The organism is Novosphingobium sp. CF614, assembly GCF_900113255.1.
In the GTDB taxonomy this organism is placed as follows: domain Bacteria; phylum Pseudomonadota; class Alphaproteobacteria; order Sphingomonadales; family Sphingomonadaceae; genus Novosphingobium.
Genome location: NZ_FOOR01000016.1, coordinates 1 through 24587, shown reverse-complemented (window position 1 = coordinate 24587; position 24587 = coordinate 1). Strand labels below are relative to the sequence as shown.

The 24587-nt window shown below is 66.9% G+C and carries 16 protein-coding genes, 1 tRNA gene and 1 pseudogene; 8 read left to right on the top strand and 10 right to left on the bottom strand.

Annotation, left to right across the window (positions count from 1 at the left end):
- Positions 1-175: 175 nt before the first annotated feature.
- A complete protein-coding gene (gene adhP / locus BM052_RS14825; protein ID WP_091148139.1) occupies positions 176-1207 on the top strand; it encodes an alcohol dehydrogenase AdhP in 1032 nt (343 codons plus the stop codon).
- A 266-nt stretch (positions 1208-1473) separates the two neighbouring features.
- Here the strand turns inward: adhP and BM052_RS14820 are convergent, their stop codons facing one another.
- A complete protein-coding gene (locus BM052_RS14820) occupies positions 1474-3372 on the bottom strand; it encodes a CocE/NonD family hydrolase (RefSeq protein WP_091148138.1) in 1899 nt (632 codons plus the stop codon).
- Between the two features lie 310 nt (positions 3373-3682).
- On the bottom strand, positions 3683-5056 hold the full coding sequence (locus BM052_RS14815) for a class II 3-deoxy-7-phosphoheptulonate synthase (protein ID WP_091148136.1): 1374 nt from the start codon (positions 5054-5056) through the stop codon (positions 3683-3685).
- A 93-nt stretch (positions 5057-5149) separates the two neighbouring features.
- On the opposite strand from BM052_RS14815, the gene BM052_RS20280 reads away from it, so the two are divergent.
- The gene (locus BM052_RS20280) at positions 5150-5284 is read left to right on the top strand and encodes a hypothetical protein (RefSeq protein ID WP_255406174.1); all 135 of its coding nucleotides are present in this window, start codon (positions 5150-5152) and stop codon (positions 5282-5284) included.
- A gap of 106 nt (positions 5285-5390) precedes the next feature.
- Here the strand turns inward: BM052_RS20280 and BM052_RS14810 are convergent, their stop codons facing one another.
- From BM052_RS14810 to BM052_RS14795, 4 genes are all read right to left on the bottom strand, one after another.
- Positions 5391-6389, bottom strand: coding sequence for a helix-turn-helix domain-containing protein (locus BM052_RS14810; protein ID WP_091148135.1), 999 nt, complete (start codon positions 6387-6389; stop codon positions 5391-5393).
- Between the two features lie 100 nt (positions 6390-6489).
- A complete protein-coding gene (hemH, locus tag BM052_RS14805) occupies positions 6490-7539 on the bottom strand; it encodes a ferrochelatase (protein ID WP_091148133.1) in 1050 nt (349 codons plus the stop codon).
- Positions 7539-9824: a molybdopterin cofactor-binding domain-containing protein gene (locus BM052_RS14800; RefSeq protein WP_091148132.1), complete on the bottom strand. Its 2286-nt coding sequence runs from the start codon at positions 9822-9824 to the stop codon at positions 7539-7541. The genes hemH and BM052_RS14800 overlap by 1 nt, the downstream gene beginning before the upstream one ends.
- Positions 9824-10804, bottom strand: a complete 981-nt coding sequence (locus BM052_RS14795; RefSeq protein WP_091148130.1) for an Mrp/NBP35 family ATP-binding protein — start codon at positions 10802-10804, stop codon at positions 9824-9826. The genes BM052_RS14800 and BM052_RS14795 overlap by 1 nt, the downstream gene beginning before the upstream one ends.
- A gap of 161 nt (positions 10805-10965) precedes the next feature.
- Between BM052_RS14795 and hflK the strand changes: the two genes are divergently transcribed.
- The 3 genes from hflK to BM052_RS14780 all read left to right on the top strand — a co-directional run bounded on the left by hflK (position 10966) and on the right by BM052_RS14780 (position 14664).
- On the top strand, positions 10966-12147 hold the full coding sequence (gene hflK, locus BM052_RS14790; RefSeq protein ID WP_091148218.1) for a protease modulator HflK: 1182 nt from the start codon (positions 10966-10968) through the stop codon (positions 12145-12147).
- Positions 12147-12986, top strand: coding sequence for a protease modulator HflC (hflC, locus tag BM052_RS14785; RefSeq protein ID WP_091148129.1), 840 nt, complete (start codon positions 12147-12149; stop codon positions 12984-12986). The genes hflK and hflC overlap by 1 nt, the downstream gene beginning before the upstream one ends.
- A gap of 115 nt (positions 12987-13101) precedes the next feature.
- Positions 13102-14664, top strand: coding sequence for a Do family serine endopeptidase (locus tag BM052_RS14780; RefSeq protein ID WP_091148128.1), 1563 nt, complete (start codon positions 13102-13104; stop codon positions 14662-14664).
- A 174-nt stretch (positions 14665-14838) separates the two neighbouring features.
- Here the strand turns inward: BM052_RS14780 and BM052_RS14775 are convergent, their stop codons facing one another.
- The gene (locus BM052_RS14775) at positions 14839-17034 is read right to left on the bottom strand and encodes a transglycosylase domain-containing protein (protein WP_091148127.1); all 2196 of its coding nucleotides are present in this window, start codon (positions 17032-17034) and stop codon (positions 14839-14841) included.
- 126 nt (positions 17035-17160) lie between these two features.
- A complete protein-coding gene (gene msrB, locus BM052_RS14770; protein WP_091148217.1) occupies positions 17161-17559 on the bottom strand; it encodes a peptide-methionine (R)-S-oxide reductase MsrB in 399 nt (132 codons plus the stop codon).
- Between the two features lie 154 nt (positions 17560-17713).
- Here msrB and BM052_RS14765 point away from each other — a divergent pair, with 154 nt between their 5' ends.
- Entirely contained in the window at positions 17714-18787 is a 1074-nt protein-coding gene (locus BM052_RS14765; RefSeq protein ID WP_091148125.1) for a PA0069 family radical SAM protein, read from the top strand.
- A gap of 205 nt (positions 18788-18992) precedes the next feature.
- Here BM052_RS14765 and dnaE read toward each other — a convergent pair whose 3' ends face one another.
- The gene (gene dnaE, locus BM052_RS14760; RefSeq protein ID WP_091148123.1) at positions 18993-22568 is read right to left on the bottom strand and encodes a DNA polymerase III subunit alpha; all 3576 of its coding nucleotides are present in this window, start codon (positions 22566-22568) and stop codon (positions 18993-18995) included.
- Between the two features lie 140 nt (positions 22569-22708).
- On the opposite strand from dnaE, the gene BM052_RS14755 reads away from it, so the two are divergent.
- Positions 22709-23866 (top strand): Yip1 family protein, encoded by a 1158-nt coding sequence (locus BM052_RS14755; protein WP_091148215.1) that lies wholly within the window; start codon positions 22709-22711, stop codon positions 23864-23866.
- A gap of 201 nt (positions 23867-24067) precedes the next feature.
- Positions 24068-24144 (top strand) — tRNA-Pro (locus BM052_RS14750).
- Positions 24145-24356: 212 nt separating this feature from the next.
- Here BM052_RS14750 and BM052_RS14745 read toward each other — a convergent pair.
- A pseudogene (locus BM052_RS14745) lies at positions 24357-24587 on the bottom strand (IS5/IS1182 family transposase); the annotation flags it as partial.

Sequence of the window (24587 nt, the reverse complement as noted above, 5' to 3'; positions counted from 1 at the left end):
TACGTATGTAGACATGAACGGTGGGTGAATGGCGCGGTTCCTGGCGCGCGCCCTGCGCTCGCTCGATTTGCCTCCACGAAGTGTTTCGCTTCCGATACGGTGCCGTTGATCCAGCACAATGTACTGCCGTCACGCCCGGCCCATCAGGTGCCCAGACCTTCCCGGGAGACCCGATATGACCAAGACCATGAAAGCCGCCGTCGTCCGCGGCTTCGGTGCGCCGCTTTCGATTGACGAAGTTCCCGTGCCAGAGGTTGGACCGGGCCAGATCCTGGTTTCGATCCAGGCTTCGGGCGTGTGCCACACCGACCTGCACGCCGCCGAAGGCGATTGGCCGGTCAAGCCCCAGCCTCCGTTCATTCCCGGCCACGAAGGCGTCGGCTTCGTCGCGGCGGTCGGCGCCGGGGTGAAGAGCGTCAAGGAAGGCGACCGGGTCGGCGTGCCCTGGCTCTATTCGGCCTGCGGACACTGCGTCCATTGCCTGGGCGGCTGGGAAACCCTGTGCGAAAGCCAGGTCAACACCGGCTATTCGATCAACGGCGGCTTCGCCGAATATGTCCTGGCCGATCCCAACTACGTGGGCCACTTGCCAGGCAACATCGGCTTCAATGAGATCGCACCGATCCTGTGCGCCGGGGTGACGGTCTACAAGGGCCTGAAGATGACCGACACCAAGCCCGGCGACTACGTGGCGATCAGCGGAATCGGCGGCCTGGGGCACATGGCGGTGCAATATGCCAAGGCCATGGGCCTCAACGTCGCAGCGATCGATATCGACGATGCCAAGCTCGACCTTGCCCGGCGGCTCGGCGCGACGATCACCGTCAATGCCCGCCACCAGGACCCCGCGACGGTCATCAAGCGCGAGACCGGCGGCGGCGTCCAGGGCGTGCTGGTGACGGCGGTGAGCGAAAAGGCGTTCGAACAGGCGATCGGCGTGGTCGCGCGCGGGGGAACGGTCTCGCTCAACGGCCTGCCGCCAGGCGATTTCCCGCTCAACATCTTCAACATGGTGCTGAACGGCATAACCGTGCGCGGCTCGATCGTCGGCACGCGGCTCGACTTGCAGGAATCGCTGGACTTCGCCAGCGACGGCAAAGTCAAGGCGACCATCGAGACCGCGAAGCTGGAAGACATCAACACCGTGTTCGACCGCATGCACAAGGGCCAGATCGAGGGCCGGATCGTGATCGACATGACGGCCTGACCGGCGGCCTTCCCAATTCCTCCCCGGAACGGGGAGGTGGCAGCCCTGCAAGGGCTGACGGAGGGGGCGAAGGCTTTCGAAATCGAGCGAGGCTGCGTTACGAGCGCTTTCGGCCCCTCCGCCCCTGCGGGGCACCTCCCCGTTCCGGGGAGGAATTGGGGAAGCCCGGCTTGCCCCGGCAGACTGCCCAAAATCCGAATCAAGACCCTCGCCCCGATCTTGCCGAAGGACGAGCGGGGTGGTCGGCATGTTCGGTTCGGCGCGCCCTAATCCTTCGCCACCGGCAGCCATACGGCGCTTGCCGCATCGCCGCCGCGGCGCACCGTCTCGGTCGCCTTCACGTAGTCCCCGGGCTTCGCCTCCATGATCGAGGGCACCCAGGACTGCGGATTGCGGTCGTAGAGCGGGAACAGGCTCGACTGGACCTGCACCATGATCCGGTGCCCCGGCAGGAACACGTGGTCGACATCGGGCAGCGACCATTTGAAGGCATAGTCCTTGCCCGGTTCGAGCGGTGCCGGGGTAGAGAAACCGTGGACGTAGCGCCCCCGGAAAATCTCGATGCCGATGCCCAGCTCGTACCCGGCCTTGTCCGGATCGGCCGAGTTCTCCTCCGGATAGACGTCGATCAGCTTGACCACGAAGTCGCTGTCCTGCCCGGTGGTGGCGGCGTGCAGTTCCACCCGGGGGGCGCCCTTGATGTGAACCGCCTTGTCGAGCACGCCGGTGGAATAGCTGAGCACGTCCGGGCGGCCATCGACGAAGCGCTGGTCGCGCACCAGCCAGGTCTTCCACTCCTCGCCCTCCAGGTGGATCGGGCGCGGCAGCATCGGCACCGGCTTGGCCGGATCGGAGACGTAGCTGTCGCTGCCAGCGGCCGGCTTGTCCCACGACAGGCCGAAGTTCCCGGCAAGGTAGAGCGGCGTATATTCGCCGTCCGGCCATTTGCGGGAGACTTCCCAGCGGTTCGCGCCGCTCGCGTAAGTCAGCACCGGCGGCGTATCGCACTTGGGCGGATCGGTCTTGAGATGGCAGTCGAGGAAAGGCTTCATCCAACCGGTGCGGAACTGCAGGCCGGTATCGCCTTCCCACTCCAGCGGGCCCAGCGCGCGGGCCTCGTAATTGACCTGGGAATGGCGCCACGGCCCGATCACCAGGCTGACCATGTCGTTGTTCGCGTCCTGCGGCTCCAGCGCCCGGTAGACCGCCGGGGCGCCGTAGCTGTCTTCCTGGTCCCACTGGCCGACCACCAGCATGGTCGGCACCGTCAGCTTGCGCGCGCCGAGCAGCTTGTCCACCGCCTGCCCCTGCCACCACGCGTCGTAGGCGGGATGTTCGAACACCTTGCGCGCCACCGGCAGGTCGAGCAGGCCATAGGCCTCGGCATAGGACCTCGCCGAACCGGCATTGAGGTAGGCGGTGTATTCGTCCCCGGTCCCCTTGGGCACCGCGCCGCCGCCTTCCTTGACGGTCTGCTCCAGGTCGTAGTCGAAGCCGAACGTGCGGAACGCGCCGTTGTGGAACCAGTCGTCGCCCATCCAGCCATCGACCATAGGGCTTTGCGGCACCGCCGCCTTGAGCGCCGGGTGCGGATCCACCAATGCCATCAGCGCCGTGAAGCCGAGGTAGGAGGAACCGGTGATGCCGACCTTGCCGTTCGATTCCCTCACGTTCTTCACCAGCCAGTCGATCGTGTCATAGGCATCGGTGGCATGATCGACCCTGGTCTTGTTGAGCGGCCCGCGCAGCGGGCGGTTCATCACATAGTCGCCCTCGGACTTTCCAAGCCCGCGCACGTCCTGATAGACGCGGATGTAGCCGTCATCGACGAACTCCTTGTCCATGACCGGCAGGATTTCCTCGATCTTCTGGCTGCGGTTGCGGCTCGTCGCCTTTCCCGCGTCGTAGGGCGTGCGGCTCAGCAGGATCGGCGCGTCGTGCGTGCCCTTGCGGAAGACGATGACGGTGAACAGCTTCTTGCCGTCGCGCATCGGGATCATCGCTTCGCGCCGCACGAAATCCGCCTGCGGACGAACCCAGTCGTAGTTCTTGACCTGCTCGTTCATCATGGGATCGGTGGGAGCGGCCGCGATCGGGGGGGCGGCCAAGGCGATTGCGAGCGGCGCAAGCACGAGGCTCGCCGCGATCCGGGGTCGGGTTGTCATGGACGCAATTGGTGGCGCGGACGTTTCACATGGTCAAGCGTGAAAGTTTGTTGCTTCCGGACGATATGACGTTTCCAGGAGGCGCGCGCTGTCATGGTGCGGAACCTGCGCAAACGGCCGCGATCCTCGCGCGCGCTGCTCCTGCAATTCACCAGAGCGTCGCGAAAAGGATTCCAGGCGCTGTTTCGTCTTCGTCGATCCCGCGCGGGCGGCGGGGGAAACCATCTCCCGGGCCTTGCTTGGCGCCGGCCCCGCGGGAGATGGCTCCGCCTTCGCGGGAATGACGGGCCGCTTGCTCGAACGGTGGCTATTACGCCGCCTGCTTGTGCCGCTCGGTCGCTTCCAGGTTGAGCAGGTCCGCCATCTCGAAGGCGAGTTCGATCGACTGCGCGCCGTTGAGGCGCGGGTCGCAATGGGTGTGGTAGCGGTCGGCCAGCGCCTCGTCGGTGATGGCGATGGCGCCGCCAGTGCACTCGGTCACGTCCTGGCCGGTCATCTCGACATGGATGCCGCCGGCATGCGTCCCTTCCGCGCGGTGAACCGCGAAGAAGCCGCGCACTTCGGACAGGATGCGCTCGAACGGACGGGTCTTGAAGCCGCTGTCGGCCTTGATGACGTTGCCGTGCATCGGATCGCACGACCAGACCACCGGATGCCCTTCGCGCTTCACCGCGCGCACCAGCCTGGGCAGCCCGTCCTCGACCTTGTCATGACCGAAGCGGCTTATCAGCGTCATGCGGCCCGGCTCGCGCGCCGGGTTGAGCGTGTCGAGCATGCGCAGCAGCGCGTCCGCCTCCAGCGAAGGCCCGCACTTCATGCCGATCGGATTGCCGACGCCGCGCAGGAACTCGACATGCGCCGAACCCTCGAAGCGGGTGCGGTCGCCGATCCACAGCATGTGCGCGGAACAGTCGTACCAGTCGCCGGTCAGCGAATCGCGGCGGGTCAGCGCCTGCTCGTAAGGGAGCAGCAGCGCCTCGTGGCTGGTGTAGAAGCTGGTGCCCTGCAACTGCGGCACGGTGGTGGGATCGACGCCGCACGCGGCCATGAAGTCCAGCGCCTCGCCGATGCGGTCGGCCATCTGCGCGAACTTTTCGCCCCAGGGGCTGCGGTCGATATGGTCCATCGTCCATTGGTGGACCTGGCGCAAGTTGGCATAGCCGCCGTGCGCGAAAGCGCGCAGCAGGTTGAGCGTCGCCGCCGACTGGCCATAGGCGCGCAGCATCCGCTCCGGATCGTTGCGGCGCGTCTCGGGATCGAACTCGATGCCGTTGATGATGTCGCCGAAATAGCTGGGCAGTTCCATGCCGGCCGATTTCTCGGTGGGCGCGGAGCGCGGCTTGGCGAACTGGCCCGCCATGCGGCCCAGTTTCACCACCGGCTGCTTGCTGGCGAAAGTCAGCACCACCGCCATCTGCAGCAGCACGCGGAACGTATCGCGGATGTTGTCGGCATGGAACTCCGCGAAGCTCTCGGCGCAGTCCCCGCCCTGGAGCAGAAAACCGCGACCGGCCGCCACTTCGGCAAGGTCCTTCTTCAGTTCGCGCGCCTCGCCGGCAAAGACCAGCGGCGGGAACTTCGCGAGCGTGGCTTCCACCTCGCCCAGCTTCGCCTCATCGCCATATACCGGAAGGTGGCGCGCTTCGTGCGCTTTCCAGCCATCCGGGGTCCAATTGCTAGCCACTTCGAATACTCCCGCGTTCCGGCCCGCGCCGGACAGAAAACAAGGCGCGCGCCATAGCGCCGGTAGCCCGATTTTGCAAAGCCGCTTTACCCGATGACCCTGATCGATCCTGCCATCATCTCCGCCATACCGGATTCGATGAACCTGATTCGCCCGGTCTCTCTTCCCTCCACCGAAGAAAGACGAAAAGCTGGAAGAGAATGGAGCCGTAATATCAACCTGCGTTGATATAAGACCACCCGACGCATTTACGGCCTAAACCCCTTCGCGGCTTGAATATTCCTGGGCAGCGATGCGCCGGCGTGCCCCGGGGAAGCGCCGAGAACGGAAACGGTCAGAAGATATCCGCGAAGTAGCGGGCCATGGCATCCGCCGCCTTTTCGGTAAGTTCGATGAAGGCACGGCGGCGGTCGCTGTCGTCGCAGACCCGCTGGAACAGGCCGGCGTCGATCATCTGCCCGATCCAGCGCAGCGCCGTGGTGGGCGGAACACCGGAAGCGATGCACAGCGAGGTGACGGAAACCCGCTTGTGCTCGACCCGCGCCGCCGTGAGATCGAGCAGCATGTCCCAGGCCGGATCGGCAAACAGCCCGGCGTCGAAATAGCGGGCACGCTGCTGGCGCTGGCGAATGATCTTGCGGACCAGCCGCGCATCGGGAAGCGCCGGGCGGACGGAGCGTCGCCCGCTCGCCGCCATCCCGCCCAGCCCCTCGCTCAAGCGCTCGGCGGTATCCTCGGCGAAGCGGAAAGCGCTCATCCGCGCATCCTTGACGTGCTTTTCATCCGGCGTGAGCCGTTCGATCCGCCCGGCGATCTGCCCGACTTGTTCGGAGAGCCGCAGCAGCATCAGCCGATCATCGTCCGAGAGTTCGCGCAGCCGCGCCGAAGGAAAGCCCGCCAACACCTGGCCGAGCGCGATCACGCGCTCCGCGCGGTTGGGATCGACCAGCAGCACCGGCGCCGACAGGTCCATGCACGCGAACACCTCGTCAAGCGCATCGACGCTGGTGGAGACGATCAGCCGCGCCTCGCAGCGCGCGGCGCGCAAGTCCAGCCGCGCCAGTGCCGCAAGCGCCCGCGCATCGACCAGCGGACAATCGACGAGCACGACATCCCCAAGCGGCCGGGCATCGCCATCCAGCAGATCCGACAACGACCCTGCCGCGGAGATCGTGAGGCCGGCCGCCTGCGCATCATCCTGCATGAGCGCGCGCAAATGCGCGCGGTCGGCGAAAATCGAGAGGGTCACCGCCGGCCCACCACTCGCGGTCGCCCCGGAAGCCGCCGACGCCGAATAGGTGAAGTCCTGCCGCGTGAAATCCGTGTCGCGCATTTGTTCCGCCTCCGTTCACTCTTGCATGAACAATATTAGAACAAAGATGGATCAAATCAAGATTTCAAACCCGTTCCGCGCGGTTAAATTGCTGTAATCCTCACCCCCGCCAACCCGCCAGCTCACGCCTGACCAGCGTTTCGAGCATGGCCATGCCGGGAGCCCGGTCATTGAGGCAGGCCAGCACCGCATAGCGTTCACCGCCAGCGCCTTCGAACACCTCGCGCCCGCGGATCGCCAGTTCCTCCAGCGTCTCGACACAATCGGCGGAAAACCCCGGTGCCGCCACGGCGAGGCGCCGGGTGCCGGCCTGCGCCTCGCGTGTCAGCACCGCCTCGGTCGCGGGCTCCAGCCACTTCGCGCGGCCGAAGCGCGACTGGAAGCTGGTCTCGATCCGTACCCCCGGCAGGCGCTTCATCAGCCGTTCCCCGAGCAGGCGCGACGTCTTGCGGCAATGGCAGTGGTAGGGGTCGCCGAGATGCAGCGTGCGTTCCGGCATCCCGTGATAGGAAAGCAGCAGGACCTGGGGCACGAAATCCAAAGCCCGGACCTGCGCGGCGATGTCCTCTTCAAGCGCGGCGATGTAGGCCGGATCGTCATGATAGGGCGGCAGCGTGCGCAGCGTCGGTTGCCAGCGCATCGCGCGCAGCGCCGCATGCAGGCTATCCATCACCGAGGCGGTCGTCGCGCCCGAATATTGCGGATAGAGCGGCGCCACCAGGATACGCTCGCAGCCGGCATCCTTCATCGCCCGCAGCTTCGCGGGGATCGAGGGATTGCCGTAGCGCATCGCCCAGTCGACGTGCACGCCCGCGCCCAATCTCTCGCCCAGCCTCTCATGCAGGCCGTGCGCCTGCCCGGCGGTGATCGCCGCGAGCGGAGAGCCTTGATCGGTCCAGACTTGCGCATAGGCCCGGGCGGACTTCGCCGGACGCGTGCGCAGGATCACCCCGTGCAGGATCGGTTTCCAGACCAGCCTCGGGATCTCCACCACGCGCGGATCGGAAAGAAACTCCGCGAGATAGCGGCGCACGGCGGCCGGGGTCGGCGCGTCGGGCGTTCCAAGGTTGACGAGCAGCACGCCGACGCCCCCGGTCGCGAGGGGGGGATGATCGGACGGCGGTTCGGGCGGCAGTTCAGGCGGCGGCATCACAATTCCTCGGCGAAAAGCGGGAGGCGACGGAACCGCAGCCCTGTCGCCGAGAACAGCGCGTTGGCGACGGCGGGCGCCACCGCCGCCACGCCGAGTTCGCCGGGGTCGGCGGGATCGGCCGCGCTCCGGACGAATTCGACCTCGATCGCGGGGCAGTCGGCCAGCACCGGCAGGCCCAGCCCGGCAAGCCGCTCGCTGTCGGGGCGTCCGCCCTGATAGCCCACCGAGCACCCCAGCACGATGCCGAGACCGAAGACCAGCCCGCCCTCCACCTGCTGGCGCGCGATGTCGAAATTGACGATCCGGCCGATATCGGCAACCGCGCTCAACCGGTCCACCCGCACCCCATTCTCGTCGCGCCGGGCGCTGGCGACGACGGCGATCCGGCCCCCTGCGCCATTCCGGCCGCCGATGACGTGGCAGGCGATGCCCTGCCCGCTGTTGTCCCCGCCGCCGCCCCACTGCGCCAGCGCGGCGGCGCGTTGCAGGCATTCGGCGAGGCGCGGGTCCTTGCCCAGCATCGCCATCCGATAGGACAGCGGCTCGCGGCCCGCCTTGTGCGCCAGTTCGTCCACGAAGCTCTCGTTGAAGAAGGCGGTGTAGCCATGGGCATTGCCCCGCAACCGCGCAGTGGGCAGCGCGATCCTGGCCGGCACGTGGTCGATCGCGACGCTGGGAATGTCATATGGCGGAACGGCGCCTTCGAGCGCGAGGGGATCGTCCTTGCCGGCGACCGCCGCGATCGCTTCAGCGGGTGTGTCGCGGCCGAACAGGCGCCGGCCGAATTCCAGCGCTGTCGCCGGCATGGCCACGCGCGCGCGCCAGCCGGCTACCCCGCCCTCGGTATCGGGCCGGGCCGCCATGACGGCCACGACCGGCGTACGCGGCAGGCCGGCGCGCATCTCCTCGCACCGTGACCAGGTGAGCTGGACCGGCCGCCCCACCTCCTTCGCCAGGATCGCGGCTTCCGCCGCATGGCCGGATTCGAGCCGCCGATCGAAACTGCCGCCGAGCGGCATCGGATAGAGCACCACGTTCGACACATCGATCCCGATCGCGCGCGCCGCCGCCGCGCGCGCCGCTTCGGGCGCCTGGGTGCCGATCCAGAGCTCGAGGCGCCCCGGGCCCAGCCGCGCGGTGGCGCTGGCGGTCTCGATCGTGGCGTGCACGGCCGGCGCGACCGCGTAGCGCAATTGCAGCGGCAGGGCGCCTTCGATCACCTCCATGTCGCCCGCCGCGTGAACGCGGTGCGCCGTGCCGGTGCGCATGGCCTGGTCCATCGCATCGTCGACATCGCCGCTCTCGATACCGGCCGCGACCTTGAAGCGCAGCGCCATGCGGGCAAGCGCCGTCTCCGCCGTCCACCAGTCGCGCGCGACGGCGGCCACCCAGCCTTCCCCCTTCACCGCCCGCAGGAAGCCCTTCGTCCCTTTCGCCGCATCCTCGTCGAGCGAAGCCAACGAGACGCTGGCGCCAAGCGGTGCGTGACGGATCGCGGCATGGACCATGCCGGGCAGACGCACGTCGCCCGCGAATGTCCAGGAGCCGTCCACCTTGGAAGGCAGGTCGAGCCGGGGGTAGCGCAGCGACGCGCCGGGCGGGAACTCGTCCGGGTTCTCGGCCATGGCGTCGACGCGCAGCGGCGGGGGGGACGGCGGCGCGAAGGCAGCGGCCTCCTCCGCCAGGGCGCCGAACGGCAGGCGGCGGGCCTCCTTGGCGCCCTGGTGGACGACAAAGCCTTCCTTCGCGTCGCATTCCTCCCAGGCGACGTTCCAGCGGGCGGCGGCCGCCTGCATCAGCATGGCGCGCGCCGAAGCGGCGGCCGCGCGCGCCGGGGCTTCGTAGGCGGCGAGCGACATGCCATCGGCCGTGGCGTTGAAACGGCGATCCTCGGCCCAGCGGCGGGTAATCACGCCGTCGGGATCCTCGGCCAGCGAGGGCAACAGCGGCAGCCACAGCGGTGCCCAGCGCGCGGCAAGCGCGAAATTGGCATAGAGCGCGCTGGCCGGCGCCGGCTCGACCGCCATCTGCCGCCAGTCGGCACCGAGTTCGTAGGCGACGACTTGCGGAAGCAGCGTCGTCACGCCCTGCCCCATCTCGACTTGCGGCACCGCCACCGAGACGACGCCGTCCGTGCCGATCTTGATCCAGGCATCGAAGGCGAATTCGCCGCTGCCCGGCTGGAGCGGCAACGGGAAGCGGCGCGGCCGCAGGAAATAACCGAGGACGAGCCCTCCCCCGGCAAGCGCCCCGATCAGAATGCCGCGGCGCGTGACGGCCATCAGCCCTGGTCCAGCCAGTCCGCGACCTTGCGCGCCAGATCGGCGAAAGCCCTGGCCTGCGGCCCATCGCCGGCGGCCGTGGGCGTACCGGCATCGCCTTCGCGGCGGATCGTGATATCGAGCGGGATGCGGCCGAGGAAAGCCGCGCCCATGTCGCGCGCGGCTGCTTCGGCGCCGCCGCTGCCGAAGGGATCGCTCACCTCGCCGCAATGCGGGCAGGCATAGCCGGCCATGTTCTCGATCACGCCGATCACCGGCACGCCGCCCTTGGTGAACAGTTCGGCGGCACGGGTGGCGTCCATCAAGGCGAGGTCCTGCGGGGTGGAGACGATCACCGCGCCCGCCGGCTTGAACTTCTGCAACATGGTCAGCTGGATATCGCCGGTGCCGGGGGGCAGGTCCACCACCAGGATCTCGGCATGATCCCAATGCCCTTCGAGCAGCTGCGTCAACGCGCCGGAGGCCATCGGCCCGCGCCAGGCGATCGCCTGGCCGGGTTCCGACAAGTGCGCCATCGAGAGCACCGGCACGCCCCAGCGGCTCTCGATCGGAACCAGCCGGCTGTCATGGGCCACCGGCCGCCGCCCTTCGGTGCCCAGCAGCCGCGCCTGCGAGGGACCGTAGATATCGGCATCGACGAGGCCGACCTTGCGCCCCGCGCGCGCCAGGGCAACCGCCAGGTTGGCGGCAACGGTGGACTTGCCGACCCCGCCCTTGCCCGAACCCACCGCGATGATCCTGCGGACCGGCTTGTCCGCCGTCATCGCCACGCGCACTTCGGCGACGCCGGGCGCGCCTTTCAGCGCATCCGTGATCTCGGCTTCGAGCGCGCCGCGCGCGGGCGCGGCAAGCCCGGTCGCGTCGAGCACCAGCGTCGCCCGCCCCTCGGCCAGCCGCACCGACTGCACCCGGGCGGAGGTCTGCGGCGGAAGCAGGGCTTTCAGTCGGTCGCCCGGTCGGTCAGCGGTGTCGTTGGTCATGCGATCTCCAGGCCGCGTGCATGTCGGCGACTTCGGCGCTCAGGTGGCCCAGCCGGGGAAAAAGGGCAAGAGAGGCCCTGTATTTTGCAATGGGCGTACCTATAGATAGCGCCATGAAAGCGATCGGTGATGCAATCATGAGCATGCGCGCGGGCCTGGCGATGGCCGGACGCAACAGCCCGTGGGGTGGCGGCAAGGGCGGCGGCAAGGGCGGCAGCGCAGGCAAAAGCGGGGACGAGGCGGAGCCCGACGGAGACAACCATGGCCAGGGCGACGAGGGAACCGACGCTCCCACCGGCAAGGGTGATGGCGAGAACAAGGGCCCGCGCAACCCATGGCTGCCCAGCGGCGATGCCCCGCCGCGCCGTTCCGCCAGCATCGAGGATATTTTCCGCAGCCGCGACCCGCGCCGGCCGGGCGGCGGTCCGCGCGGCCCAGGAGGCGGCTTTCCACGCTTGCCGCGCCGGCCGGATGGCAAGTCGTGGCTGCCGCTCGGCATCGGTGCCGCGCTCGCCGCGCTCGTGGTGCTGACCAGCTTCCACATGCTCGGCCCCAAGGAACAGGGCATCGTCACGCGCTTCGGCAAGTTTTCGCGCATCATCGATTCCGGCATCAGCGCGACGCTGCCCTGGCCGATCGAAAATGTCGAAGTGCAGGACGTGCGCTCGTTCAACGTCGACATGATCCCGGACAACGACAACGAAAAGCTGATGCTGACGAGCGACAAGAATCTCGTCGATCTCAGCTATATCGTGCGCTGGAACATCAAGGACCTGAAGGACTACACGTTCCGCCTGGCCGATCCGTCGGAAACGGTGAGCGAGGTGGCGGAGGCGGCGATGCGCGCCTCGATCGCGCAAGTCTCCCTCAATGACGCGCTCTCCGGTGCCGGCCGCGCCCGGCTGGAGCTGGACGTGCGCGAGCGCATGCAGCGCATCCTCGATTACTACAAGGCGGGCGTCGCCATCCAGGGCGTCGAGATCAAGAAGGCCGACCCGCCGGCCAAGACCAAGGCCGCCTTCGAACAAGTCACGGTCTCCCAGCAGGAAGCCGAGCGCGACCGCTCGGAAGCGCGCGCCTGGGCGCAGCAGCTCCTGGCCCAGGCCCAGGGCAACGCCGCTTCTTTCGACAAGGTCTACGAGCAGTACAAGCTGGCTCCCGAGGTGACCAAGCGCCGGATGTATTACGAAACGATGGAACGGGTCCTGCGCGATAACGATACCGTCATCGCAGACGCTCCGGGCGTAACGTCCTATCTGCCGCTTGCGGAAGTGAGACGCCGTTCCGCCCCGACCGGCGGAGACACGGCAACGGTAACCGTCGACCCGAAGGAAGGCCAGTGATGGGTAATATCTGGCAGGACTACAAGGCCGCCTGCATCGCGGCGGGCGTGGTCGTCATCGCCCTGATGATGAGCGTCATCATCGTTCCGGAAGATGAACAGGCGGTCGTGATCCGGGCGGGCAAGCCCAATCGCGTCTACAACGAATACATCGCCGGAGCGCCGTTCGGCGCGACCGACGCGGGCATCCACATGCGCATTCCCGGCTACGAGCGCGTACAGCGCATCGACAAGCGCCTGCTCTCGGTCGACATGCAGCAGCAGCAGGTGCTCTCGACCGACCAGCAACGCCTGAACGTCGATGCCTTCGCGCGCTATCGCATCGTCGATCCGGTGAAGATGGTCCAGGCCGCCGGCACCACCGAACGCGTGACCGAACAGCTCGAGCCGATCCTGTCCTCGGTCGTGCGCCAGGAACTGGGCAAGCGCACGTTCCAGTCGCTGCTGACCGCCGAGCGCGGCAAGGCGATGGAGAACATCCGCGACCTTCTCGACCGCGAGGCGCGCGAATATGGCGCCCAGATCGTCGACGTGCGGATCAAGCGCGCGGACCTGCCCGAAGGGGCGCTCGCCAGCGCCTTCGCCCGCATGGAAGCCGCACGCCAGGAAGAAGCCAAGACGATCAGTGCGCAAGGCCAGCGCGACGCCCAGATCATCCGCGCCGATGCCGAGGCCCAGGCTTCCAAGACTTATGCCGACAGCTTCGGCAAGGACCCCGCCTTCTACGACTTCTACCGGGCCATGCAGAGCTATAGCGTGTCGTTCGCCAAGGATGCGACGGGCAAGACCATTCTGCTGTCCCCGGACAATACCTACCTGAAGCACTTCAGGGAGCCATGACCAGGCCGACATGGCGGAAAATGGGGGCGCAACGCCGGCGCCATTCAAATCCGGTTAAGCCATCGGCGCTTCAATCGGACCGGGGTCGGATGGATGGTGCGGTGGCACCATCACAATGGAGGAATCAGAGGACGTGAAGCCCGTGCGATATGCTTATGGATTTACGACGGCGCTCCTGCTCGGGGGCGCGACCCTTACGCTGGCGACCGGCTATCCCGCAGGAGCGCAAGTCGCCCAGAACGAGGCGAGCCAGATATCGAAGGTGGTTCCGCGCGCCGGCGCGCCGGCCAGCTTCGCTGACCTGACGCAGCAGCTGGCACCGGCGGTCGTCAACATCTCCACCCGCCAGCGCGTGCAGGTGCAGGCCAACAATCCCTTCGCCGGCACACCGTTCGAAGGCCTCTTCGGAGGCGGCCCGGGAGGCAACGGCGGTCCGCAAACCCGCGAGGCGCAGTCGCTGGGTTCGGGATTCATCATCTCGGCCGACGGCTATGTGGTGACCAACAATCATGTCATCACCGCCGACGGCAAGGGCGAGGTGGAATCGATTACGATCACCATGGCCGACGGTGACGAGTATCCGGCCAAGCTGATCGGCAAGGATGCCGCATCGGACCTGGCGGTGCTCAAGATCAGCGCCAGCAAGCCGTTGCCGTTCGTGAAGTTCGGCGATTCCTCGAATGCGCGGGTCGGCGACTGGATCATCGCCATCGGCAACCCGTTCGGCCTGGGCGGCACGGTGACCTCGGGCATCATTTCCGCGGTCTACCGCAATACCGGCGCGGGCGGTGCCTACGACCGCTACCTGCAGACCGACGCCGCCATCAACCGCGGCAATTCGGGCGGCCCGATGTTCGACATGAACGGGCAGGTGATCGGCATCAACAACGCGATCTTCTCCCCCACCGGCGGCAGCGTCGGCATCGGCTTCGCGATTCCCGCGGAGACCGCCGCCCCGATCGTGCAGAAGCTCATCAAGGGTGAGGCGATCGAGCGCGGATACCTGGGCGTGCGTATCCAGCCACTCAACGAGGACCTCGCCGATTCGCTCGGCATCGAGCACAACAAGGGCGAGTTCATCCAGGCCGTCGAGCCGGACGGCGCCGCCGCCAAGGCCGGAATCCAGGCGGGCGACGTGATCCTCAAGGTGAGCGGCAAGGAAGTCACCCGCGACCAGACCCTGTCCTTCCTGGTGGCCAATATCGCGCCGGGCAGCCGGGTTCCGGTCGAACTGATCCGCAACGGCCGCAGGATGACGGTCAGCGCCACAGTCGCCAAGCGCCCGAGCGATGAAGAACTGCAGCAGTCGTTCAACCCCGACAACGAGCAGGACAGCGATGCCTTCAACAATCCTCCCGCGCAGCAACAGCAGGGCTTGGTGGAGAAATCGCTGGGCATGTCGGTCGCCGCGCTGACACCGCAGATCGCCCGCCAGCTCGGCGTCTCGGATGGCACCAAGGGGCTCGTCATCGTCGCCGTCGATCCCAGCTCGGATGCCGGCCAGAAGGGCTTTGCGCGCGGTTTTATCATCCTTTCGGCCAATGGCCAGGACCTCAATTCGAAGGCCGAACTCGAAGCAGCCGTCAAGGCCGCCCAGGCCGACGGCCGCTCGGCGATCCTGCTGCGCGTCCAGCCGCGCGGCCAGTCCCCCATCTTCGTGCCCGTCCGCCTGCGCTGACCGCACCGAACCCGCGAGACGAGACGCCCGCCGGATCACTCCGGCGGGCGCTTTCGTTTGGCAGGGGGGCTGCCCGTAGACACAGCCACCGATCCCGGATCAGGTTCGGGATGATGGAATTTGTCAAAATTTCAAGCGGGTGCCATCACGCCGATGGCACGCCGCCCGCCTTCCTCAGGGAACGCCCGCGGGCGAGCGCGTCGGCGATGGGCGCGGGGTCGGCGAGATTCGCGGCGTGGGCGTGCCCACTCCCTGCCCCGTCCTCAATCCCGGGTCCTGTGCAGAGCCGCCCTTGCCCGTCGCCCGGTCGAGGAAGTCGTTGCCGGCCGCCGCCGGCGGGCCGTAGTCCGGGACCTGCGCCGATCCGGGGCCCGGTCCGGGGCCGACGCTGCCGTCTTCGTAGCGCGGCTGATCGTCGGGTGTCGTGCCACTGCCCGGCTTCACCAGGTTCCCGTTCTCATCGACGTAGTAGTAATCGTCCGGATTGCCCTGGAGCTGTTCGTCGTCGGGCTCGAGCTGCCATTCGGGAAGCTGGAGCTTGGTGTCGAACTGTTCGACCGGGCGCCGGGCGACCGCCACCTTCATGTAGTCCGCGAAGGCCCGCGCCGGGGCATGGCCGCCCGACAGGCCGGACACGGCCCTGGCATCGTCGCGGCCCATCCACACGCCGGTGGTGATACCGCTCGAGAAGCCCAGGAACCAGCCGTCCTTGTTCGAGGTGGTGGTGCCGGTCTTGCCCGCCACCGGCCGGCCGATCTGCGCGGCGCGTCCGGTTCCGGTAGCGACGGCGGTCTGCAGCAGGTCGGTGATCCCGGCGGCGACGTAGTGCGGCACCAGGACCTGGCCCTGCACCGACTTGTGCTGATAGAGCACGTCGCCGTCCTGGGTCGTGACCTTGGTGATGCCGTAGGGCTCGACCGAGGTGCCGCCGGCCGAGACCGCGGCAAAGGCGCGCGTCATGTCGATCAGGCGCACTTCGGAAGTGCCCAGCACCATCGCCGGCTTGGTGTTGATCGCAGTGGTGATGCCGAAGCGGCGCGCCATGCTGGCGACGGTGCCGAAGCCGACCTCGTTGCCGAGCTGCGCGGCGATGGTGTTCTTCGAATAGGCGAAGGCGGTGCGCACGTCGATCTCGCCCGCGAAATTGCGGCCGGAATTCTGCGGGCTCCAGCCATCGATGGTCACCGGCTCGTCGACCACCCGGTCGCTGGGGGTATAGCCCGCCTCCAGCGCGGCGAGGTAGACGAACAGCTTCCAGGCCGAGCCGGGCTGACGCACGGCGTTGGTGGCGCGGTTGTAGTTGGAATTGACGTAGTCGGTGCCGCCGACCATCGCCAGCACCGCGCCGTCGCGATCGAGGCTGACCAGCGCGCCCTGGGTGCCCTTGGGCACGTTGGCGTCGATCGCGGCAGTTGCCGCCTTCTGCATGGCGGGATCGAGCGTGGTCCAGACCTCGATCGGCTCGCTGGTTTCGGGCAGCAGCGTATCGAGCTGGGGCAGCGTCCAGTCGGTGAAGTAGCGGACCGAGTTCTGGCCCTTTTCCTTGGCGATCTTGACTTGCGACAAGTCGATTTCGTCCGCCTCGGCCGGGGTGATGACACCCGCCCGCGCCATCAGCGAGAGCACGACCTTGCCGCGCTCGATCGCGGCGTCGACATCGGCGGTGGGCGAGTAGTTGGAGGGCGCCTTGACGAGCCCGGCGATGATCGCCGCCTCAGCCGTCGAAAGACCGGTCGCGGGGTGGCCGAAGAACTTGCGGCTGGCCGCATCGATGCCGTAGGCGCCGCCGCCGAAATAGACCTTGTTCAGGTACAGCTCGAGGATCTGATCCTTGCTGAACTTGCGTTCCAGCGCGAGGGCCAGCACCGCCTCGCGCGCCTTGCGACCCATCGAGCGGCTGTTGTTGAGGAAGACGTTGCGCGCCAGCTGCTGGGTGATCGTCGATGTCGCCTTGGCCCGGCCGCCCGTCGTCAGCGAGACATAGACCGCGCGCATCAGGCCGATCGGATCGACCCCGGGATGGTCGCGAAAACGCCGGTCCTCGACCGAGACCATGGCGTCCTTCATCACTTGCGGGATCTGGTCGTAAGGCAGCCACTTGCCATAGCTCGGCCCCAGCGAGACCAGCTCCGAACCGTCCCGCGCGCGCACCACGATCATCTGCCCGTTCTGGCTGCTCTTGAGCGCGTTGTAGTCGGGCAGTTCGCGCTCGGTGAAGAACACGGCGGTGCCAAGGAAGATCGCGCCCAGCAGCGCGAGCGCGAACCCCCAGATCATGGCCCCGCGCAAGGCACGGCGCCATAGGGGCTTCTTGACGGGTTGGGAGGAAAGACCGCTCGACTTGCGGTTCGGGCCGGAATTCTTGGCCATGTGTTAGGTGCAAACCCCTCTAGCGGACAGGCAGGTCCGGTGGCTTCCTACACCTTGCACCGCGATTTGTAACCCGAGGTTAACGGTTCCCGGCACGGCGCGGAGCGCGAGCCGGGACCGACGGCCTCACGCCTTCGGCTTGAAATCCAGCGAGGCGCTGTTGATGCAGTAACGCATGCCCGTGGGCCCCGGACCATCGGGGAACACGTGGCCGAGATGCCCGGCGCATTTCGCGCAGGTCACTTCCGTGCGGAGCATGCCGTGCGACATGTCGCGGTGCTCGTCGACGGCGTCCTCGCCCACCGGCGCGGTATAGCTCGGCCAGCCGGAGCCGGAATCGTACTTCGTCTCCGAGGAGAACAGGGGCGCGCCGCAGCCGGCGCAATAGTACATGCCTTCCTGCTTGTTCTTCTCGTACTTGCCGGTGAAAGCCCGCTCGGTCCCCGCCTCGCGCAGGACGTGATACTGCTCCGGGCCCAACTTCTCGCGCCATTCGGCATCGGTGAGCTGGATCTTGTCGGTCATCGCGGCTGCCTCCTTCAGGGCTCCTTGTCGGGCCGGATATGGGCGCTTTTTCGCCATTGTCCAGTCCGCACCGGACGCAAGCCCGCGATCCGGCAGGATCGCGATCGCCGCGCGTTCGATTTGACTTTTGTTCCCTTTATGTTCAAATAGCCCGATGAAAGCGGTCAAAGGCAGAGGAACTGCAAGCAGCGCCGGAAGCGCCCGCTTCAACTTGCCCGCGAAAGAGGCCGACGGGGATTGGCTGGACAACGCCGGGATCGTCGACGGACCACGGCGCAATCCGGCCACCACCGTAACCGAGGAACATCCCCGTTCGATCCTGTCCTTCAACAAGTCGCCCGACATTCCCTTCGATCGTTCGATCAACGCCTATCGCGGCTGCGAGCATGGCTGCATCTACTGTTTCGCGCGGCCGACCCATGCCTATCACGACCTTTCCCCCGGGCTCGACTTCGAGACCAGGCTGTTCGCCAAGCCCGCCGCCGCGCGGCTCCTGCGCGAGACGCTGGCCAAGCCCGGCTACCGGCCCGCGCCGATCGCCATGGGCACCAACACCGATCCGTACCAGCCGATCGAGGGACGTTACCGCATCACCCGCCGGGTGCTCGAACTGTGCCTGGAGACACGGCACCCGGTAACCATCACCACCAAGTCCGACCGGGTGCTGCGCGATCTCGACCTGCTGGAGGAAATGGCCCGCCGCGATCTTGTCGCCGTCGGGATTTCGATCACCAGCCTCGATCCCAGCCTTTCGCGCCTGCTGGAGCCGCGCACCAGCGCGCCGGCGAAACGGATCGCCGCGCTGGGGCGCTTGGCCGCCGCCGGCGTCCCCGTCCACGTCTCGATCGCGCCGGTCATCCCCTCGATCACCGACAGCTTCCTGGAAACCATCCTCGCCGAGGCGGCCGCGCAGGGTGTCCGGGCGGCGACCTGGATCATCATCCGCCTGCCCCACGAAGTCGCGCCGCTGTTCCGCGAATGGCTGGAAACCCATTTCCCGGATCGCGCGGGGAAAGTCATGGCCACCATCCGCTCCATACGCGGCGGACGTGACAACGATCCGGACTTTTTCACCCGGATGAGACCGGACGGGGTCTGGGCGGACTTGTTCCGCCGCCGCTTCCGGGTCGCCGCGCAGCGCCTGGGCATCGGCGGACCGCAAATCGCGCTCGATTGCACGGCCTTCCAGCGCCCCGCGTTGGACGGTCAATTGTCGTTGGGGATTTGACCGGGGCATCGCGTCCAAGATTCGTCCCGCTATGCCAAGTCCTTTGAAGCGGAGACTCATCTTATCCCTCGTCGCCCGCGAGGCGGCAAAGCCGCCGAAGCAATCCAGCGCAGGCTCAAATCGCCCTGGCCAGGTCCTTCGACGCGCTCGATGCGGCCGGTCTCGATTCGGATTTCGGGCCCTTCGCCCTCCACGCGATTCGCGTTCAGGCGACCAGCCGCAAGTGCTCCGCGCCGCGGCGGGCGGTCAGCGAAATATTGGACAACCCGGCGACGGACGCCAGCCGTTCGGCAAAGTCGCCGTCAAGCGCGAAGTCGCGCCCCAGGCGGACCTGCTGCTGGCGACCGTCGCCCAGGTGCAGGGTGGCGATCACTTCACCGCAGCCCTTGGCGCCCGGCCGCATCAGCAGCGCCAGTTCCTGCACCGCCTCGACCCGGTCGATATCGAGCCGCAGCACCATGCGCGCGTCGGCCTTGACTTCGGCAAGAGGCCGCGCGCCGCGCACGGTGACGCGCGGGGGCTCATCGGCGCTGGGGCTGTCCAGCTCGACGTTGAGAAGCACGCAGACCCCCTCTCTGGCCCACTTCACGAAACTCTCGACCAGGCTCTCCTCGAAGCACGAGGCGGAGAAATTGCCCGACTGATCGGAGAAGTCGGCCATCACGAAGTCCTTGCCCTTGCGGGTCTTGCGCTTCTGCACGTTCTCCACCATCGCCGCCATGACCGCGCCGGTGCGCCCCCCGCCGCCCCCGCCCAGGATCAGGCTGGCATGGGTACGCGCGCCATTGGCCGAAGCCACCGCGCGGAACTGCTCCACCGGGTGCGCGGCGAAGTAGAAGCCGAAGTTCTCGCGCTCCTTGGCCATCTGGTCCGCGCGGCTCCACGGCGGGCAGTCGACAAGGCGCAGGCCCTGTTCGACATGCTCCTCCCCGCCGAACAGGCCGTGCTGGTCGCTGTTGCGCTCGCGCGAGGACCGGTCCGCCTCGGCCAGCAGGATGTCGGCGCTGGCGAGAATCCTGGCGCGGTTCGGCTCCAGGCAATCGAACGCGCCGGCGGCGGCCAGGCTTTCGAGCTGGCGGCGATTCATCGAACCGGCGGGCGCGCGGCGAAACAGGTCATCAAGGTTGGCGAAGCGGCCATTGGCCTCGCGCTCGGCGACGATCGCGTCCATCGCCTTTTCGCCGACATTGCGGATGCCCGCGAGCGCATAGCGCACCGCATGGCTGTCCGGCGTCTCCTCGACGATGAACTCGGCCTCGGACATGTTGATATCGGGCGCCGCGAGTTCAATGCCGTTGCGGCGCATGTCGTCCACGAAGATCGCCAGCTTTTCCGATTGGTGCATGTCGAAGCACATCGCGGCGGCGTAGAATTCATGCGGATAGTGCGCCTTGAACCACGCGGTGTGATAGGCCAGCAGCGCATAGGCGGCAGCGTGCGACTTGTTGAAGCCATAGCCGGCGAACTTGTCGATCAAGTCGAACAGTTCGTTGGCCTTGGCCTTGTCGATACCGGATACCGCCTTGCAGCCATCGACGAAGCGCTGGCGCTGGGCATCCATCTCGGCCTGGACTTTCTTGCCCATCGCGCGGCGCAGCAGGTCGGCGTCGCCCAGCGAATAGCCGGCCAGGATCTGCGCTGCCTGCATCACCTGTTCCTGGTAGACGAAGATGCCGTAAGTCTCGCCCAGGATGCCGGCCAGCTTCTCATGCGGGTACTCGATCGCCTCCAGCCCGTTCTTGCGGCGGCCGAACAGCGGGATGTTGTCCATCGGACCCGGGCGATAGAGCGAAACCAGCGCGATGATGTCGCCGAAGTTGGTCGGCTTCACGGCCGCCAGGGTGCGGCGCATGCCTTCCGATTCGAGCTGGAACACGCCGACGGTATCGCCGCGCTTGAGCAGTTCGTAAACGGCAGGATCGTCCCACCCCAGCGTCGACAGGTCGATCGAGACGCCGCGCCGCTCCAGCAGGTCGCAGGCCTTGCGCAGCACCGACAGCGTCTTGAGGCCGAGGAAGTCGAACTTCACCAGCCCGGTGTCCTCGACATATTTCATGTCGAACTGGGTCACCGGCATGTCCGAGCGCGGATCGCGGTAAAGCGGGATCAGCTGTGCCAGCGGGCGGTCGCCGATGACGACACCGGCCGCATGGGTCGAGGAATTGCGCGGCAGGCCTTCCAGCTGGACCGCCAGGTCGACCAGCCGCTTCACCTCGGGGTCGGTATCGTACTCGCGGCGGAAATCGGCGGCGCCGTTGAGCGCGCGGTCGAGCGTCCAGGGATCGGTGGGATGGTTGGGCACCATCTTGCACAGGCTGTCGACCCGGCCATAGCTCATCTGCAGGATGCGCCCGCAGTCGCGCAGCACCGCGCGCGCCTTCATCTTGCCGAAGGTGATGATCTGGGCGACGTGGTCGTGCCCGTACTTGCCCTGCACGTAACGGATCACTTCGCCCCGCCGGGTTTCGCAGAAGTCGATGTCGAAGTCGGGCATCGAGACGCGTTCCGGGTTGAGGAAGCGTTCGAACAGCAGGCCGAGCCGCAGCGGGTCGAGATCGGTGATGGTCAGCGACCAGGCCACCAGCGAGCCGGCGCCCGAACCGCGGCCAGGCCCCACTGGAATGCCATTGTCCTTGGCCCACTTGATGAAGTCGGCAACGATCAGGAAGTAGCCGGGAAAGCCCATCCCGATGATGATCTGGATTTCGAAGTCCAGACGATCGGCATATTCGAGGAAGTCCTCTCCAACGCCTTTTTCGCGCAGGATTGCGTAGGCGGCCTTGCGCTCCTCTCCCTCCAGCGCCAGCGCTTCGGCAAGGTCCTGCTCGGCGGCGTCCGGCCAATAGGGCGCGAGGCGCTTGGCCAGGCCCGCGCGCGCGTCGCCGGCCAGCATCCGCGCCTCGCCCTCGCGGTCGCCGGCAAGGCTGGGCAGCAAGGGCTTGCGCTTGGGCGGCGCATAGGCGCAGCGCCGGGCGATGACGAGGGTATTCGCCAGCGCCTCGGGCAGGTCGGCGAACAGCTCCTCCATGGCCCCGGCCGGCTTGACCCAGCGTTCGGAGCTGGAGCGCGGCCGCTCGGCGGCATCGACATGGGTCGAATTGGCGATGCACAGCATGGCATCGTGCGCGGCGTGGAAATGCTTCTCGGCGAACTGGGCCGGGTTGCTGGCCACCAGCGGGATGTCGTGCCGATAGGCCAGTGCGATCAGATCCTCCTCGCTCTCGTCCTCCTCGGGCTCTCCGGTGCGGGTGATCTCGATGTAGAGCCGGTCGCCGAACAGCGCCCGCAAACTGTCGCAATAGCTTTCCGCCGCCTCGTGCCGGCCCTGCGCATAGAGCCGCGCCAGCGCGCCCTCATGACCGCCGGTGAGGCAGATCAGCCCGTCGGCATGCCCGCGCAGGTCGTCCAGTTCGACATGCGGATCGAACTCCAGCGGCCGATCGAGATGCGCGCGGCTGACGAGATGGCAGAGATTGAGCCAGCCGGCCTCGCTCTGCGCGAACAGCGCCAGCCAGTCGATCGGCGGCTCCTGCCCCGGCGCCGCTCCGCCTCGCTGGGGCCTTGCCACGGCCAGGAACGTGCCGATGATCGGCTGCACCCCTGCCCCCCTGCACGCTCCGGCAAAGGTCGGCGCGCCATAGAGGCCGTTGCGATCGCAGATCGCGGCCGCGGGAAACTTGCGTTCCTTGGTCAGCTTGGCGGCGGCCTTCGGATCGATCGCCCCGTCCAGCATGGTGAAGCTGGAGAAGATGCGAAGCGGAACGAAGGGAGCGAAAGCCATGCCCGGAGGATATGTCCGCTTTCCAGGCGGGATCAAGAACGGCGCGCCATAAAGCCGGGGAAACGCGACGCCGCGCTGGCCAAACCCGCGAACTTGTGGTTCACTCGGGCAAAGGGATGCGTGCCATGGAGGGAGAGGACATGGACAACGGAATCGCCGGGCAAAAGCCCATCGTCGAGCGGGTCAAGGCAATCCTGCTGAAACCGAAGGAGGAATGGCCGGTAATCGCCGCCGAGACCACGCCCCCGGGAGCCGTTCTCAAGGGTTACGTCCTTCCGCTGGCCGCGATCGGCCCACTCGCCGCCTTGGTGGGCGGGCAGCTTTTCGGCTACGGCGCGCTGTTCGTGCGCTACCGCCCGGGGCTGGTGACCGGGCTTACCACCGCGATCGTGAGCTACGTGATGGCCCTGATCGGCGTCTTCGTGCTGGCCTGGATCACCAACTTCCTGGCGCCGAAATTCTCGGGGACCGCGAACAAGGCTGGCGCGTTCAAGCTGGTGGCATGCAGCATGACGGCGGGCTGGGTCGCGGGCGTCTTCAGCCTTGTCCCGGCGCTCTCGGTGCTGGGGATCGTCGGCCTCTACAGCCTCTACCTGTTCTATGCAGGGGCGCCGGTGCTGATGAAAGTGCCGGAAGACAAGGCGGTGGGCTTCACGGCGGTCACCGTGGTCTGCGCGCTCGTTCTCGGAATCCTCGCATCGGCCCTCACCGCGTCGATGGTGGGCCTGTTCGCCGCGCCCGCGATGTTCTCGCCCGCCGATCACGAACGGGTCGAAGGCAGCGTGTCGGTGCCCGGGGTCGGCACGGTCGATGTCGGCAAGCTCGATGCCATGAACAAGCAGCTTGAAGACGCGGCCAACGGAAAGACCAAGGCCGTGGCGGCGGACAGCCTCAAGGGCCTGCTGCCCGAAGCCATCGGCCCTTATGCCCGCACCGCGCTCGAAACCGTGGGCGCGGGCCCCATGGGCACTTCGGCGCAAGCGAAGTACACCGCCGGCGACAGGAGCTTCACCTTGCGCGTCGCCGATCTCCATGGCCTGGGCGCGATTGCCGGCATGGGCGCGGCGATGGGGGTCGAGCAATCGAGGGAAGACGCCGACGGTTACGAGAAGACCGGCACCGTCGACGGCCAGATGCAGACCGAGGCGTGGAACAATTCCAGCCAGAGCGGCAAGTTCGGACACATGGTCGGCAACCGCTTCCTGGTCGAGGCCGAAGGCTCCGCCGGCAGCATCGACGAACTCAAGTCCGCGGTGGCCTCGATCGACACGGGCAACTTGGAGAACCTTGCAGAATGAAGGCCAACCCGCCCGCTCCGCCGATGCCGAAGCGAACAGCAAGCGCGCAGAACTGGCACCCAACCGCTGATGGCCCTTGCCTGCGATGTCGGAAACGTTAAAGGGAACCCCGTACTTGAGACCGCTCCGCGATCCCGAGTATCCGTCATGGGCCGGTGAGGTGGCCTTCAGTTCCACCTCCACGGACCACGCCTGAAGTGTCGGGGAGTAGCGCAGCCCGGTAGCGCGCCTGCTTTGGGAGCAGGATGTCGCAGGTTCGAATCCTGTCTCCCCGACCAATATTTCAAGTATATGTAATGAGCTATACGGGTAGCGAAAGCTGCCCGTTTCCGTATGGGCGCATTGAGTAAGTATCCCCCGGCAGAGCCGGGGGCTTTACGATGTGAGCCGCTCAAAGCGGCTGGTTCAGGTCGCTAACGCGGCCTGACGGTTTGGAACGGCTTTGTTGCACAACTCGAGATGGGTCTGAATCATCCTTTATTTGGGATTACTACCCGACGCGGACTGTATTGGGCGTTCCGATTTGCGAAAAGCGATTGAGGATTGCGGCACGGACTTTGAGCTCGGTTATCTGACGATCGAAGGTGCGCGCCATGACGCGCTGACCGAGCAGCTTGAAGCAGTGTATTTTCGTTTCGACGAGGCTGCGGCGATGATAGCCGCTCCACTTCTTCCAGATAGTGCGCCCGAGCCGTTTGATCGCACGCAGCGTTTCATTGCG